Origin of the sequence: Erythrobacter sp. KY5 (assembly GCF_003264115.1) — a bacterium.
In the GTDB taxonomy this organism is placed as follows: domain Bacteria; phylum Pseudomonadota; class Alphaproteobacteria; order Sphingomonadales; family Sphingomonadaceae; genus Erythrobacter.
This window is the reverse complement of record NZ_CP021912.1, coordinates 1,835,982-1,851,400: the sequence shown is the minus strand read 5'-3', so window position 1 is coordinate 1,851,400 and position 15,419 is coordinate 1,835,982. Positions and strand designations below refer to the sequence as shown.

Annotated in this window: 16 protein-coding genes; 6 read left to right on the top strand and 10 right to left on the bottom strand. The window is 61.4% G+C overall.

The genetic code is table 11. The features are described 5' to 3' along the window. Positions 1 to 66: 66 nt before the first annotated feature. The 5 genes from CD351_RS08695 to plsY all read right to left on the bottom strand — a co-directional run bounded on the left by CD351_RS08695 (position 67) and on the right by plsY (position 5,625). A complete protein-coding gene (locus tag CD351_RS08695) occupies positions 67 to 606 on the bottom strand; it encodes a PleD family two-component system response regulator (protein ID WP_234027086.1) in 540 nt (179 codons plus the stop codon). 80 nt (positions 607 to 686) lie between these two features. Next, the gene (locus CD351_RS08690) at positions 687 to 1,016 is read right to left on the bottom strand and encodes a hypothetical protein (RefSeq protein ID WP_111992290.1); all 330 of its coding nucleotides are present in this window, start codon (positions 1,014 to 1,016) and stop codon (positions 687 to 689) included. A gap of 109 nt (positions 1,017 to 1,125) precedes the next feature. Next, the gene (gene topA / locus CD351_RS08685) at positions 1,126 to 3,702 is read right to left on the bottom strand and encodes a type I DNA topoisomerase (protein WP_111992289.1); all 2,577 of its coding nucleotides are present in this window, start codon (positions 3,700 to 3,702) and stop codon (positions 1,126 to 1,128) included. Between the two features lie 119 nt (positions 3,703 to 3,821). Next, positions 3,822 to 4,976, bottom strand: a complete 1,155-nt coding sequence (gene dprA / locus CD351_RS08680; protein ID WP_111992288.1) for a DNA-processing protein DprA — start codon at positions 4,974 to 4,976, stop codon at positions 3,822 to 3,824. A gap of 16 nt (positions 4,977 to 4,992) precedes the next feature. Next, entirely contained in the window at positions 4,993 to 5,625 is a 633-nt protein-coding gene (gene plsY / locus CD351_RS08675; protein ID WP_111992287.1) for a glycerol-3-phosphate 1-O-acyltransferase PlsY, read from the bottom strand. Positions 5,626 to 5,712: 87 nt separating this feature from the next. Between plsY and murI the strand changes: the two genes are divergently transcribed. The 5 genes from murI (at position 5,713) to CD351_RS08650 (ending at position 9,818) form a co-directional block, all read left to right on the top strand. Next, the gene (gene murI / locus CD351_RS08670) at positions 5,713 to 6,507 is read left to right on the top strand and encodes a glutamate racemase (protein WP_111992286.1); all 795 of its coding nucleotides are present in this window, start codon (positions 5,713 to 5,715) and stop codon (positions 6,505 to 6,507) included. Between the two features lie 206 nt (positions 6,508 to 6,713). Beyond that, entirely contained in the window at positions 6,714 to 7,934 is a 1,221-nt protein-coding gene (gene hemA, locus CD351_RS08665) for a 5-aminolevulinate synthase (protein WP_111992285.1), read from the top strand. 70 nt (positions 7,935 to 8,004) lie between these two features. After that, entirely contained in the window at positions 8,005 to 8,697 is a 693-nt protein-coding gene (locus CD351_RS08660; RefSeq protein WP_111992284.1) for a nitroreductase, read from the top strand. A 160-nt stretch (positions 8,698 to 8,857) separates the two neighbouring features. Next, positions 8,858 to 9,460, top strand: coding sequence for a DUF1826 domain-containing protein (locus CD351_RS08655; protein ID WP_111992283.1), 603 nt, complete (start codon positions 8,858 to 8,860; stop codon positions 9,458 to 9,460). 1 nt (position 9,461) lies between these two features. Continuing rightward, positions 9,462 to 9,818, top strand: a complete 357-nt coding sequence (locus tag CD351_RS08650) for a MerC domain-containing protein (protein ID WP_111992282.1) — start codon at positions 9,462 to 9,464, stop codon at positions 9,816 to 9,818. A 10-nt stretch (positions 9,819 to 9,828) separates the two neighbouring features. Here CD351_RS08650 and CD351_RS08645 read toward each other — a convergent pair whose 3' ends face one another. Continuing rightward, positions 9,829 to 11,034 (bottom strand): type III PLP-dependent enzyme, encoded by a 1,206-nt coding sequence (locus CD351_RS08645; RefSeq protein WP_111992281.1) that lies wholly within the window; start codon positions 11,032 to 11,034, stop codon positions 9,829 to 9,831. A 149-nt stretch (positions 11,035 to 11,183) separates the two neighbouring features. Next, entirely contained in the window at positions 11,184 to 11,741 is a 558-nt protein-coding gene (locus tag CD351_RS08640) for a LemA family protein (protein ID WP_111992280.1), read from the bottom strand. 84 nt (positions 11,742 to 11,825) lie between these two features. Here CD351_RS08640 and CD351_RS08635 point away from each other — a divergent pair, with 84 nt between their 5' ends. Next, positions 11,826 to 12,791, top strand: a complete 966-nt coding sequence (locus tag CD351_RS08635) for a DUF3137 domain-containing protein (protein ID WP_111992279.1) — start codon at positions 11,826 to 11,828, stop codon at positions 12,789 to 12,791. Between the two features lie 36 nt (positions 12,792 to 12,827). Here CD351_RS08635 and CD351_RS08630 read toward each other — a convergent pair whose 3' ends face one another. The 3 genes from CD351_RS08630 to CD351_RS08620 all read right to left on the bottom strand — a co-directional run bounded on the left by CD351_RS08630 (position 12,828) and on the right by CD351_RS08620 (position 15,407). Then, positions 12,828 to 14,021 (bottom strand): carboxynorspermidine decarboxylase, encoded by a 1,194-nt coding sequence (locus tag CD351_RS08630; protein WP_111992278.1) that lies wholly within the window; start codon positions 14,019 to 14,021, stop codon positions 12,828 to 12,830. A 33-nt stretch (positions 14,022 to 14,054) separates the two neighbouring features. Then, the gene (locus CD351_RS08625) at positions 14,055 to 14,591 is read right to left on the bottom strand and encodes an O-acetyl-ADP-ribose deacetylase (RefSeq protein ID WP_111992277.1); all 537 of its coding nucleotides are present in this window, start codon (positions 14,589 to 14,591) and stop codon (positions 14,055 to 14,057) included. Between the two features lie 168 nt (positions 14,592 to 14,759). After that, positions 14,760 to 15,407 carry a hypothetical protein gene (locus CD351_RS08620; protein WP_111992276.1) on the bottom strand — a complete coding sequence of 216 codons (648 nt, stop codon included), beginning with the start codon at positions 15,405 to 15,407 and terminating at the stop codon, positions 14,760 to 14,762. Positions 15,408 to 15,419 lie beyond the last annotated feature (12 nt).

Genomic DNA, 15,419 nt, shown 5'->3' with positions numbered 1-15,419 from the left:
CCTGCACACCTCAAATGTGACGTGGATTTTTTCGAAGCAGTGGTCGAAAATACGAATTGCGCGGCCTCACCCTCGCTCCAGCTTCTCCAGCTTTGCCTTCAATCCGGCCTCGTCGAACGGTTTGACGATGTAGTCATCCGCGCCTGCCTTGATGCCGGCGTGCACGTCTGCGGCCTTGTTCTTGGAGGTGCAGAAGATCACTACGGGCGCCTTGGGCGTGGGGATGGCGCGCAGGTTCTTCACGAACTCAAGTCCGTCCATCTCCGGCATGTCCCAATCGGTCAGCACGATATGCGGCATCGACTTCTTGCACCGGGCAAGCGCTTCGAGGCCGTCCTGCGCTTCCACGGGAACGTAGCCTAGGCTCTTGGCGATCTTGCTTGAAACCTTGCGGATGACGCGGCTGTCATCGACGATCAGGCAGACCTTCTGCGCAGCGCGCTGCGCTTGTTCCGGCCCGGCGCCATCGCGCATCGCCTTTGCGGCGCGCACCACGGCGTCGATGTCATCGGCTTCGTCGCCCTGCTGCCCGGTCTGCTTGCCCGTGACCGGGTCGATCAGGTCCTTCACGTCTTCGGGCGTGTCGATGGGCTCGCCATCGGGCACATTGGTCCCGCGCGCTTCCTCGGCTTTCGCTCTGGCCTCTTCCCTTGCCTGCTGCTTGTGCGGGCCGGTCGTGCGTTTGATCAGATTTTGAATGGTTCTGCCTCCCGTGCGAGCGAAGCGAATGCGTCTTCGCCGTGCAGGTCATGGGAAGCGTCCTCATCGAACGCCTCCTGATTTTTGCCGACATCATCGCCGCCCACGGCTTCACCGGGCGTCATGCAGACATGCAGATAAGGCATCCAGATGTCGCCATATTCGGCTTTCTGGTACCATACGTCGAGCACGTCATAGCTCGCCCACATCCCGTCGGGTTCGCGCAGGCGCAAGCCTTCTCCGATCCGGGGCACCGCAGCAAAGCGGAGGCGTTCCTGAGTCTGGTGAGTCTCGTTCTGAACTTCGATTTCGATCACGGCATTGGTCCCTGGTCTAGGGACTCGTGATAGGCAGCAATGATAAATGATTTACCAACGCGGGTGACGATTATGTTTGCGCAACCCGCGCTGGTACCGGCCCGCTCATTCAGCCGTCGGTTTTCGCCGCCGCCTTCTTCTTGGCCGGCGCCTTTTTTGCCGCCGTTTTCTTGGGTGCTGCCTTCTTCTTCGGCGCAGCTTTCTTGCGGCCTTTCTTCTTGGCAGGGCCCTTAGCCGCGCGCGCGTCGATCAGTTCGATGGCCTGGGCCGCCTCGATATCTTCGGGCTTGATATCCTTGGGGATCGTCGCGTTAGTGGTGCCATCGGTCACATATGGGCCATAGCGGCCCGGCATGACCTTAATCTCGCCGCCGCTGGTGGGGTGTTCGCCCAGCGTCTTGATCGGTTCCGCCTTGGCCCGCCCTCGCCCCTTTCGCTCAGCCGCTTCGGCGAGCAGCATGACCGCGGCGTTCATGCCGGTGTCGAAAACGTCCTGCGTGGTCTTGAGATTGGCATATTTGCCATCGTGGCGCAGATAAGGGCCATAGCGACCGATTGCGGCCTCGATCTCTTTGCCGGTTTCTGGGTGGGCACCGATGATACGCGGCAGGTCAAGCAGCCTGATCGCCCATTCGAGGTCGAAATCGTCGACATCCTTGGGGATCGAGGCGCGTTGTTTTTTCTCGTCGACTTCCATCTCGACATAGGGGCCGAAGCGGCCTGACTTGCGATGGATGTCCGCGCCGGTTTCGGGGTGCTGGCCCATGACGCCGTCCTGCACCGCATCGTCTCCGTCCTCGCGTGGAGGGCCGAAACCGCGGGTGAACTTGCACTCGGGGTAATTTGCACACGCGATGAAAGCGCCATTGCGGCCACCGCGAAGCGCGAGCCTGCCACCCGAACGCCCTTCGGCATCGCAAAGCGGGCAATAGCGTGCATCCTTGCCGTCCTCACGCGGGGGGAAGAGGTAATCGGAGAGATATTCGTCGAGCACTTCGGTCACTTCCGAAGGCATTTTCTCCATGACCTCGTCAGCCTTGGGCTTGAAGTCTGCCCAGAACTTGGCGAGCAATTCCTTGTAATCCTCGCGCCCGTCGGAGACCGTGTCGAGTTCATCTTCCATGCCCGCCGTGAAATCGTAAGCGACATAGGTCGGGAAGAATCGTTCGAGGAAGGCGGTCAGCAGGCGGCCCGATTCCTCAGCGAAAAACCGGTTCTTTTCCATGCGCACGTAATCGCGATCGCGTAGAGTCTGAATGGTCGAGGCGTAAGTCGAAGGACGCCCGATACCAAGCTCTTCGAGGCGCTTGACCAACGAAGCTTCGGAAAAACGAGGCGGTGGCTGCGTGAAATGCTGGGTAGCCTCCACTCCGGTCTTCGCAGGCACATCGCCTTTCTTGAGCACGGGCAGGATGCCGTCCTCGTCATCGTCCTGATCGTCGAGGCCTTCCTGATAGATCGCGAAATAGCCGGGGAATACGACGACCTGACCGGTGGCGCGAAGTTCGTGCTGGCCGGTGGCATCGCGCAGGGTGACGGTCGTGCGTTCAAGCTGTGCGGTGGACATCTGGCTCGCCATGGCGCGCTTCCAGATCAGCGAATAGAGCTTCGCCTCATCGCCGCTGCCCGCGCGATCGCGGCTGAAATTGGTCGGACGGATCGCTTCGTGCGCTTCCTGAGCATTCTTGGCCTTGGTGCTGTAAAAGCGCGGTTTTTCGGGAAGGTAGGCGGCATCGAATTTCTCGCCGATGGCGTCGCGGCAGGCGTTGATCGCGCCCGGATCCATCTGCACCCCGTCGGTACGCATGTAAGTGATCGCGCCTGCCTCATAAAGCGACTGGGCAAGCCGCATCGTGTGGCTGGCGGAAAAGCCGAGTTTGCGCGCGGCCTCCTGCTGCATGGTCGACGTGGTGAACGGAGGCGCGGGATTACGCTTGAGCGGCTTTTTCTCGACATCCTCGACCGTGAAGCGCCCGCCTTCGACGGCGGCTTTCGCTTCCATCGCGATGCCTTCGGCCCCGAGCGAGAGCTTCTCCAGCTTTTCACCCTTGTAGCGCACAAGACGCGCATCGAAAGCGGTTCCGTCTTGCTCCAGATGAGCGAGAACCGACCAGTATTCGTCGGGCCTGAAGGCTTCGATCTCACGCTCGCGGTCGACGATGAGGCGTAGTGCCACGGATTGCACACGGCCAGCCGATTTTGCACCCGGCAGCTTGCGCCACAGGACGGGCGAGAGCGTAAAGCCGAACAGATAATCGAGCGCGCGGCGTCCCAGATAGGCGTCGATCAGCGGCTGATCGAGTTCGCGCGGAGACTTCATCGCCTCGGTAACGGCAGATTTGGTGATCGAGTTGAAGGTGACGCGGTCTACCTTGGTCGGCAGCGCCTTGCGCTTCTTCAGGAGTTCCTGAACGTGCCAGCTGATCGCCTCGCCCTCGCGGTCGGGGTCAGTCGCGAGCACGAGGCGCGATGCGCCCTTGGCGGCATCCGCGATTTCTTTGAAACGGCTCTGCTTGTCGCGGTAAAGCTCCCAATCCATGGCGAAGTCTTCGTCCGGGCGCACGCTGCCATCCTTGGGCGGCAGGTCGCGGACGTGACCGTAGCTTGCGAGCACCTTGAAATCGGAGCCCAGATATTTCTCGATAGTTTTCGCCTTGGCGGGCGATTCAACAATGACAAGCTGCATGAGAGAGGTCGAATTTCCTTACACGTGTACGTACGCGCGAGAGTGGGGTCGGGTTTCGGGCCGCGTCAAGTAGGTTTGGAAGCGCAATGCGGCAAGCCCTGCCAAGCGACTGTCACACTTCATGTGAGGCGCACCGCCCCGCCATCCCCGCGCTCGACTTCGCCGCTGAGCTCCATTTCGAGAAGGGCCATATGAACCGCTGCGGCACTTGCGCCTGATTGGCGGATCAGCTCGTCCACGCCGATGGGTGCGGTGGTGAGCAGGCGAGTGATCGCCTCGCTCTCATCGCCGGATGCCAGACCTTCGCCCCATTGCAGCTTGCTGAGTTCGGCGTAGTCGAACCGGCTCATGTCTTCCGCAACCCGATAGGTTGAACGCGGCGCGCCGGTGAAGGTCTGGAGCAATTCGGCCACCTCTTCAGGCGTCGAGACCAGCACCGCCCCGTCGCGGATCAGCTGGTTGCAGCCGTGCGAGCGAGTATCGAGCGGGGAGCCGGGGATCGCCATGACCTCCCTGCCCGCCTCGCCTGCAAGCCGCGCGGTGATGAGCGTACCGGACTTGGGCGCGGCTTCGACCACGAGAGTTCCCGAAGCGAGCCCGGCGATGATGCGGTTGCGGCTTGGGAAATGGCGCCCGCGCGGTTCGGTGCCGGGAGGCTGTTCGGCAATGAGCAGGCCTTCATTTGCGATACGCTCCTGCAAATCGGTGTGCTGCGGCGGATAGGCGATGTCGATCCCGCTCGCGATGACGCCGATCGTTCGCGGAAACGCCCCTTCGTGCGCCGCGCCGTCGATCCCTCTTGCCAGACCGCTCACCACGGTAAAGCCGGCATCCGCCAATTCGCTGCTGAAGTCGCGCGCCAGCCTGGTCGCTGCCGCAGAAGCGTTGCGTGCGCCCACGATTGCGACGCAGGGCTGCGATGCGAGATCGAGCCGGCCCCGGCAGGTCAGGATCGGAGGCGCGCTTTCCAGCTCGCCGAGAAGTGCGGGATAGTCTGGCTGGTCATGGAACAGGTACTGCGCGCCCGCCTTGCGCACGCTGGCGATTTCACGCTCGATCCGTTCGGGCGGCGCGGGCCGATAGGAGGTCTTGCCACGCAAGGTGATGTTCGGCAGCGCCTCAAGCGCCTCCTGAGCCGTCCCGAACCGCGCAAGCAGCTGGCGATAGCTTACCGGCCCGATGTTAGGCGAACGAAGCAGGCGGATGCGAGCAAACGCCTCCGTCTGGCTGAGCCCCGGCCTGGACTGCTGCGGCTGCGACCCTTCGCTCTCCATCAGATGAGCCGCGCCATCATTTCTTGCCGCCGATTTTGGGTTCTTCACCCTTCATCAGCCGCCCGATATTTTCGCGGTGGAGATAGATGATCAGGCCGGCAATCGCGGCGAGAACCGGGAAAAATTCCGGGTATCCGAACAAAGGCGCAGCGGCAGCGGCGGCGACCACCGCGCTCATCCCGGCAAGCGACGAGATGCGGAAAATCGCCAGCATCGAGAGCCAGATGATCGCGTAGGCTCCGCCAATCGCCCATGCGAGACCGAAGCTAACGCCCGCATTGGTCGCAACGCCTTTTCCGCCCTTGAAGCCGAGCCAGACCGGGAAGCAGTGGCCCAGCACGGCGCCGCCCGCGGCGAATGCCTTGGCAACCTCGCCTGTTTCCCCTGCCCAGATCATCCCGGCGGCGAAGACCGGCGCGAATCCTTTCAACAGATCCAGCAACAGCGTTCCTGCGGCCAGCCCCTTGTTACCGGTGCGCAGCACATTGGTCGCACCGATATTGCCGCTACCGATGTTGCGCACATCGCCAAGGCCAGCGGCGCGCGTCAGCAAAAGTCCGAAAGGTATCGAGCCTGACAGGTACCCAAGCAGGGCAGCAAGTAGCGGTTCCACAAAGTTCTCCCAGCGCCGCGATCCCAGCGCCCGCATGATCCACAAGGTTTGACCTTGCTCTAAAAGTAAGTACGGCGCGTCGGCAAGCATTGCGACGCTAATGGGCGAACGGAAAACGTCATTTTGAACCCATCCTCCCCTATCCTGCTGTTCGACAGCGGCGTTGGCGGGCTGACGGTGCATGCCGCTGTCCGCAAACTGTTGCCCGATGCGCCGATCATCTACGCGGCCGATCTCGACGGTCTGCCTTATGGCACCAAGTCGGAAGCCGAGATTGCGGCCCGCGTTGCCGGACTGCTCGGCCGGATGAGCGAGCGATATCAGCCGCGCCTCGTCTGCATCGCCTGCAACACCGCCTCCACAATCGCTCTGGGCATGGTGCGCGACGTGCTCGAAGTGCCGATCGTGGGAACGGTACCCGCGATCAAGCCGGCCTCCGCGATCACGAAGACCGGCACGATCGGCCTGCTGGGTACTCAGGCGACCGTGCGGCAGGCTTATGTCGACAATCTCGAAGCCGAGTTCGCCGCCGACAAGCGCCTGCTGCGGCATGGCGCGAGCGGACTGGTCCGCGCGGCAGAGGCCAAGCTTCGGGGCGCGCCGATAGATCGCGACGCCATCCGATCCGCCGTTCAGACGCTTCGCGCGATGGACGGCGGGGACCAGATCGACACGGTCGTTCTCGCCTGCACCCACTTCCCGCTCTTGACCGAAGAACTGGGCGAAGAATTTGGCGGCGGCGTGACTTTCGTCGACGGGGCGGAGGGAATCGCCAGGCGGATCGCGCACCTTACCCAAGGGCAGGCATTCGATTCGTCAGCACCCAGTTTTGCCGTCAGCACCGGGGATCTCGGCGAGTTCGAAGCGCTCTCTGGCACCCTTAGCGCTTACGGGATCGACGAATTGCGCGCTTTCTAGGCCGATGATTACCTGCAAATCACTCGCAAAGATCGCGGTTTTCTTGTGAGCGAGGATTGCTACATAGGGGGCCTCGAAACATTTGGGCCATCGGGGGGTTGTATGGTCTGCACGTGTTTGGGTTTTGGACGTCAAGAGCCCGGTCAACGGGTCGTCCTGAAACTTCGGGGGCTGTTTGCGCAGTCCTCCTAAAGAGCAGAGCGACAGTGAATTACGACCAGATTTTCGATTCCGCGATCGACCGCCTTCACGAAGAAGGTCGCTACCGCGTGTTCATCGACATCATGCGCAACAAGGGTGCCTATCCCAATGCGCGGTGCTTCCACGGCCATAACGGTCCAAAGCCGATCACCGTTTGGTGCTCGAACGACTATTTGTGCATGGGCCAGCACGATGTCGTGATCGGCGCTATGGAAGAAGCGCTGCACGATGTCGGCGCGGGCTCGGGCGGTACGCGCAATATCGGCGGTAACACGCATCTGCATGTCGAGCTTGAAAAGGAACTGGCAGAGCTTCACGGCAAGGACGGTGCCCTGCTGTTCACCTCGGGCTACGTTTCGAACGATGCAACGCTTTCGACGCTGGCCAAATTGCTTCCGGGCTGCGTGATCTTTTCCGATGAACTGAACCACGCCAGCATGATCGCCGGTATCCGCAATTCGGGCTGTGAAAAGCGCGTTTTCCGTCACAACGACATCGCCCATCTCGAACAGCTGCTCGCAGCCGAGGACGCCGACACGCCCAAGGTCATCGCTTTCGAAAGCGTCTATTCGATGGACGGCGACGTTGCTCCGATCCACGCGATTTGCGACCTTGCGGAGAAGTACAACGCGCTGACCTATATCGACGAAGTTCACGCGGTCGGCATGTATGGCGATCATGGCGGCGGCATTTCGGAACGCGACAATGCGGCGGACCGGATCGACATCATCGAAGGGACGCTGGGCAAGGCGTTCGGCGTGATGGGCGGCTATATCGCCGCTGACAAGCGCGTGATCGACTGCATCCGCTCCTACGCGCCGGGCTTCATCTTCACGACCTCGCTTTCGCCGGTGCTGGTCGCGGGCGTGCTCGCTTCGGTCAAGCACCTCAAGAAATCCAATGTAGAGCGCAACGCGCAGCAACAGGCCGCCGCGACGCTCAAACTGAAGTTCGCCGAGGCAGGCCTGCCGGTGATGGACAGCGTCACGCATATCGTCCCGCTGATGGTCGGCGATCCGGTGCGCGCCAAGAAAATCAGCGACATCCTGCTTGCCGAATACGGCGTCTATGTTCAGCCGATCAACTTCCCCACTGTGCCGCGCGGCACGGAACGCCTGCGCTTCACCCCCGGCCCGCATCATACCGAAGAGATGATGAGCGAGCTGACCGAGGCGCTGGTCGAAATCTGGGACCGGCTTGAAATGGAGCTGGCGCAGGCAGCCTGAACGTAGCGTCCTTTGCGCGGCGCGCTTGCTGCGCTAGCTCTCCTGACTGAACAGAATCGGGAGAGACAAGTTGGGTGGAAACGTTGACCAGAAGTATGACGAGGTGGTGCTCGGTCGGCGTTCGATCCGGGGCTATCTCGACAAGCCTGTTCCGCGTGAGCTGATCGAGGAAGTGCTGGAGATGGCGATGCGCTCGCCCTCCTCGATGAACACCCAGCCCTATCACTTCCACGTCATCACCGGCGAACCGCTGGACCGCATCCGCAAGGGCAACACCGAGCGCATCCTCGCGGGCGAGCCAGACAGCCGCGAGTTTCGCAAGGGCCATCCATTCGAGGGCGTTCACCGCGACCGTCAGGTGGGCTGCGCGATCCAGTTGTTCGAAGCCATGGGCATTGGCCGGGACGACAAGGAAAAGCGCCAGGACTGGGTCCTGCGCGGCTTTCGCCAGTTCGATGCGCCCGTTTGCGTGATCATCACCTACGACAAAGAATTGTCCGACGCCGACGACACCGTATTCGATTGCGGCGCGGTCACCACCGCGCTCGTCAACGCTGCATGGTCGCGCGGGCTTGGCTGCGTGATCAACTCGCAAGGGATCATGCAATCACCAGTCGTGCGCGAACATGCGAGCATTCCCGACGATCAGGTCATCATGAAAGCGGTCGCCCTGGGCTGGCCGGACGAGGACTTCCCGGCAAACCCGGTCAAGATCACGCGGCGCAGCGTGGATGAAGCGGCGCGGTTCGTGGGGTTTGATTAGGGCACTTTTACCCATCACAGCCCGAAATGTTGGAACAGCGGCCTGCCAGTTGGCAGTGCGCCGATTGTCACGCCCCGCTGCATTGGCGAGACTTGAATTTCCAAGCAGACCGTCATACCTGATGATGATACGGTATAACATCTAAAGGCCCGCAAGCCCCATGTCCTTGCTTCTCGACCGCAGCGCCCGTTTCTCTAACGACGCGCAAATCCTCGGCGATATCCGCGAAAGCAGCTGCAATCTTGCGGTCTGGAAACGCGCGCCCCTGCCCCAAGCGGCAGATTTCGTGAATGAAATGAAGCCGGATCTCCGTTTCACCGAAAAAGTTTCGGCGATGAAGCGGACACTGACAGAACAATTGTATTCTGGTGGAGCAGCGCGAAGCCCGATCTGCAGGGCAGTGGTTGAGGACGTGGCGATGCTTGCTCACAAGTTCAGCGCGATCGCTGACGTCGACGCGCTCGATTTGCGGTTGGTGGTGGTCACCAATGACGCCTGCCGCAAATTTCACGCGGACTACGTTTCAACGCGGCTCATCACGACCTATTTCGGGACGGGAACTCAGTGGCTTGACGATCAAGAGGTCGAGCGCTTGCGGGCCGGAGAGGAGCCGCGCACGATAAACAGTCTGGCAACGGGCGATGTCGGTGTCTTCAAGGGCAAGCTTGCAACCAACAAGCCGGCGATCCACCGGTCCCCGCCAATCAGCGCGACAGGTGAGAAGCGGCTTCTGCTGGTTCTGAACCCGGCAAGAGGCGACTGAAGTGTCCGCTACCGCCTCCTATGACCGTGCGGCTGCGGCCCTGAGCCTGGCTTGCATCGTACATTGCGTCGCGCTTCCGATCATCGCGGTCACGTTGCCTTTCGTTGCGGGCATGGCAGAGACCGAATGGGTGCATTGGCTGCTAACCGGGTTGGCCATCGCAGCGTCAGTCACCGTAATCGCGAAGGCTCCGTCCGCGCGAAGCCTCACCTTTTTGGTGCCTGTGCTCTCAGGCATGGCGTTTATCGCAGGGGCATTGCTGGCCGAGCCATTCGGCATCGACGCGACCGTACCGACGCTTGTCGGTGGTTTGCTGATGGCGTCAGCACATATATGGCGGCTCAGGCGGCACGGCTGAGCACTCTCGCCTAACGCAAGCTCACCACATTATCGCTCGCTTCGCGCTGGCGGCTGCCGTCGAACAGGCTCATCATCGGTTCGTCTTCGACAATCACGATTTCCGCGTCGCCAAAGCCGTTGAAGCCGGTCTTCATAGCCGCGCCGTATGCGCCAAGCATGCCGATCTCGATAAAGTCGCCGGCTTGGATGTCTCCGGGAAGCGGGAACGGCCCCGCCATGTAGTCCGCATCGTCGCAGGTCGGGCCGTAAAACGCGAAATCCTCAACCGCATCGCGCAAGTCATCTTCGAGCGCGTTTACCGGAAAGCGCCATGAGACATGGGCCGCGTCATACAGCGCGCCGTATGCGCCATCGTTGATGTAAAGCTCATTCCCGCGGCGCTTTTCGACGCGCACGATCATGCTCGAATATTCCGCGCACAGCGCCCGGCCCGGCTCGCACCACAGCTCTGCGTTATAGGCGATGGGGAGCGCGTAGAAGTGCTGGTGAATGATCGCGAAATAGTCTTCGAGCGGGGGCGGCTCCATACCCGGATAAATGCTCGGGAAACCGCCGCCCACGTCGATCATGTCGATCACGACCGACGCCTCTGCGATGGCGGCGCGGGTGCGGTCGAGCGCTTGCACGAAAGCAAACGGCGTCATCGCCTGGCTGCCCACATGGAAGCAAACGCCCAGCCAGTCGCAATGCTGGCGGCAGGCCTGAAGTAGTTGCGGCGCTTCGAGCAGGTCGCAGCCGAACTTGCTCGCAAGCGAAAGCTCCGAATATTCCGACGACACGCGCAGGCGCACGCACAGGCGCAGATCGGTCGCAGGCTCGCCCGTTTCAGGGTCGGAGCAGGCTTCGACGATCTTCTCCAGCTCTTCGATTGTATCGAGGCTGAAAGTCTTTACGCCATGCTCATGATACGCCTCGGCAATGGCGCGGCGGCGCTTGATCGGGTGCATGAAGCACAGATTCGCATCAGGCAGCAGCCCGCGCACAAGGCGCACCTCGGCAATCGACGCGACATCGTAATGCGTCACGCCTGCATCCCACAGGACTTCGATCAGATCGGGAGCGGGGTTCGCCTTGACTGCGTAGAGAACCTTGCCAGGAAAATTCTCGACAAAATACTTCGCCGCTCGCCGCGCTGCGTGCGGGCGGTTGAGGATGACTGGTTCTTCGGGCTCAAGCGCCCGTGCTACAGCCTTGGCGTCAGGAAATGTGCGCAACTCAAGGGACCCCCTAAGGTTCAGTGTTCAACCAAACGGTTCGAGGCTGCCTTGCGGTACGTCCCTTGGGGCAGCGGAAGCGCGCATATAGTCACGATGCGCGGATTCGCAAACAAAATGTGTGAGGAAAGCGAAGGTTCCTTCCGATTTCAGAAAGCGACGCCCGGCACCTGATCGACCGTGCCGCGCTCTGAATCGTCGAGCTTGTTGAAATCGGCTTCCTGAAAGCCGAGGGCGCCTGCAAACAGAACCGCCGGAAAGCTCTCACGCGCTGTGTTGAAGCGCGACACCGCTGCGTTGAGGGCGCGGCGCGCGGCGGCAAGCTTGTCTTCGATATCGGCCAGCTCGCGCTGGAGTTCCTGAAAATTGGCGGACGCTTTGAGGTCAGGATAGGCTTCACCCAGCGCCAGCAGATTGTCGAGCGCGACCCGCAGACCCTGCTCGCTACCGCTGTCGGGGTTGCCCTTGACCGCAACATTGCGTGCCTGGATCACCGCTTCGAGCGTGTCACTCTCATGCCCGGCATAACCTTTGACCGTCTCGACGAGGTTGGGAATGAGATCGTGCCGCTGCCGCAATTGGGCGTCAATATCGGCGGTTCCCTGACGCACATTCTGCCTCAGCCCGACGAGATTGTTATAGATCGCAACGACTATCACCGCGATCAGCGCAAGTACGCCCAACGCTACCCAACCGAACATTTCCATTGTCCACCCCTCCTTTACCGGGCAGGGTTATAGTAGCGAGGGAAGGTTAAAGAAAAGGGCAGTTTTCTGCCGTTCGAGGGGGTTATGCAGGCGGACATCCAGCGGCTTCTTGATGGCGAGCTTGGCCAATGGCTGGCTGAGCAAGAAGCCGTGCGCGCCGAAGCGAAGGCGAAGGCTCGCGATCGCTGGTTTTATGGTGCGCTGATTTGCCTGCCGCTTTTCGGCGTCATGTGGTTCCTCCCGGTAATCGCGTGGAATTTCAAAATCTTCATCGCCGTTGCCGCTTGCGGCGCTGCCTATGCCTGGGGTTATGCCGTAATCGCCGAGGCCAAGAAAAACGTGAAGGTCGGGATCAATTCCGCGATCGCGGCCGACCTTGGCATTCGATACGATCACGAAGTTTCGCCCGGATGGGAATACGATACCGCCCGCAAATTCTCGCTTCTCCCGTCAAGCGACCGCAGGAATTTTGAAGATCGCTGGTTCGGAGAGCTCTCCGGCCACCGGTTCAACCTCTATGAAGCGCACCTCGAAGAACGGCGTGGGTCAGGAAAGAACAGGCGCTGGGTCACGGTTTTTCGCGGGGCTATCATCGACATGGGGTTCGGGCGCGATTTCCATTCGACCACCCTCCTCCAGCGCAAAGGCAAGCACAAGAAGTGGTGGGGCTTTGGCGGCAGGGCCGACCATGTAACCTTCGATGGCCACCGGCTCGATTTCGTCGATCAGGTCCATCCCGATTTCGAAGACGTATTCGAGGTTTACAGCGACGACCAGGTCGAAGCACGCGTGCTCATCCACCCTTCCTATGTCGAGCACCTTCTGGAGCTTGAGCGGGTCTTTGGCGGTGATGCCGTGCGCGCGGTGTTCAGCGCGGGCGAACTGGTCATCGTGGTCGAAAGCGGCAATCTGTTCGAGAGCGGCACGATGAACGCGCGCGACGACCGCGCCAAGGTCGCACAGGCTGCCGAACAATTCGGCGCGATGGCGCGGCTGGCGCTTGCGATCAATCAGAACGAACGCGGGCGTGTGATGATTTCTGAAGGCTAAAGCGTAAGCCGCTTCGGTAGCACGGGGCTGCGAGCGTCAGCTAAGCCGGTCGCGAAAATCCTCGTATTCGAAGCGTTTCACGCATTCCAGCGCGTCAGTGTCGCTGTCCCACAGCCAGATGCTGGGCAGCGGGACGCCGTTAAACGTGTTGGTCTTCACCATCGAATAATGCGCCTGATCGAGGAAAGCGAAACGCGCGCCCGGATCGGCAGGGACCGGCAGGCGATAATCGCCGATCACGTCGCCCGCGAGGCAGGACGGGCCGCCAAGCCGGATCGGTATCTGCTCCTCATCCGCCAGCTCGCCCAGCATGGCCGGACGGTATGGCGCTTCCAGAACGTCGGGCATGTGGCAGGTCGCGCTGATATCAGTGATACCGATCGGCACATCGTTGAAGCCCGTGTCGAGCAGCGTTCCGACAAGGATACCCGCATCCAGCGCCACCGCTTCGCCCGGTTCGATGATAATCTCTGCGCCTGTATCCTCGGCTGCGTCACGGAGGAATTCGACCAAGTCGTCGCGCTCGTAATCGGCGCGGGTGATGTGGTGGCCGCCGCCCATGTTGATCCACTTGAGCTGACCGAAATAGGGTTCGATCACGTCAAACACGCGGTCCCATGTCTGGCGCAGCGGTTCGAAAGTCTGCTCGCACAGATTGTGGAAGTGAATGCCCTCGACGCCTTCCATATGCTCTTCGGTGAGCTGGTCGATCGGGAAGCCAAGCCGCGATCCGGGTGCGCTCGGATCGTATTTGGGCACCTCTCCGGTCGCGACCATGGGATTGAGCCTCAGCCCAACCGAAAAGTCGCCGCCCGTCAGGTGCGCCTGGTCCAGGATCAACGCGGCGCGCTGCATCTGGGCGGGCGAATTGAAGATCACATGCTCGGACAAACGGCAGATTTCTTCCAGATCCTCCGGTTTGAATGCCGCAGAATATGTCGCGATCTCGCCGTCGTAGAATTCGCTCGCCAGCCGCGCTTCCCAAAGGCCACTGGTCGAGACCCCATCGAGATATTCGCCCATGATCGGTGCGACCGACCACATCGAAAAGGCTTTGAGCGCCGCAAAAACCTTGATCGATGCGCCATCCGTTGCCGCTGCATCGCGGATATCGGCGAGGATCTGGCAGTTTGCGCGAATCTTGGCCGCATCGACCACGAAAGAGGGGCTGTCGACGCGGGAGAGATCGAAATGGGCGAACGCGCCCGGATTGCCGGCTTTAGTTTCCATGGCCGCCCAGATAGGCGTGCATGGCCTCGCGCGCTAGTCGGTTAGCGCGAGCGATGTGGCCCGCATGAACGCTTCTTCTACACCATCGCCAAAGCAGACCAAAGCGATGCGGTCGAAAGCGTCGGGCCGTGCGCGCACTTCGTCAATCACGGTCGCCGCCGCGATCTCGGCCGCCATGGCGACGGGATAGCCGAAGATACCGGTCGAGATGGCAGGGATTGCAATGTCGCGCGCTCCTACCTTGCTCGCCTGATCGAGCGATTGGCGGTAGCAGCTGGCAAGCAATTCCGGCTCACCGTTGTCACCGCCGTTCCAGACCGGCCCGACCGTGTGAATGATGTGCTTGGCAGGCAGGTTATAGCCCTTGGTAGTCTTGGCCTGCCCGGTCTTGCAACCGCCCAGCAATCGGCATTCGTGCACGAGGTCGGGGCCCGCGGCTCGGTGGATTGCGCCGTCGACGCCTCCGCCACCCAGAAGAGAGGAATTCGCAGCGTTGACGATGGCATCGCATGCCATCTGGGTGATGTCCCCGAGCACCACTTCAATCAATGTCGACCCGATCTGCGGCATCAGTCCACCCCTTGCTGCCAGCCTTACCGCCTAACGCAAACATGTGCTGCGGTCCAACGTGTAATAGGCAACCGGGGATTGACTAATCGTTGCCTTGGACGGCTCCCAAATCCAACGCCTCGAGACCCGAAAGCACGTCCTGGCTGCAGGGTGTATCGCCGCGATGGACTATGCGGATGCGGTTCGGCTGGGCTCGGCCCCGATTTGCCTCATCAGCCTGAGCGTTGTCGCTGGTGCGCGTTCCCAGCCCTCATAGGCGTGGAGCAGGTTGTTCGCGGCAAGCAAGACCTGCGTGCGCCCGGCGTCGCCGAGGCGCGATGCATCGCTGCGCGCAAGGGCAAGCGTTGCCCAATCGGTTTCCTCGCGTTGCGCCGCATTGCGCAGGTCGCCTGCGACAAGGCCGAGAAACTCGTAGGATTCCGCAAGCTGCGCGGGCAGGTATTTGCGCGTTTGCGCCGCCAGCGCCCCGTCCCAGGCGGTCAATTCGCCCGCGCCCTTGGGTGGATGGCTGGTGAAGACACCCTCGCGAAGCGGCTGACCTGCCTCAACCGAAGCGATAATCTCGCGAAGATTGACGGTTATACACTCCGCTTGCAGACCGCGCTGGATGAGGCTGGTTCCGACATTGTCGAGCTGTCGGTTCAGCGCTGTCCGGCTCGCCTCGAAATTCGCGCGCGCCTGCTGCGCCTGAAAGCGCTCTTGCAGCATTTGCGCGGCGAGAACGCCCAGCAGCACGACGACGAATTCGAATACGAAGATCGCGGCCCATTTCGGGCCATCGAGTTCGCCGAGACGGTGTCGCAGGAGCGTGAACACGTAATGCGGCCT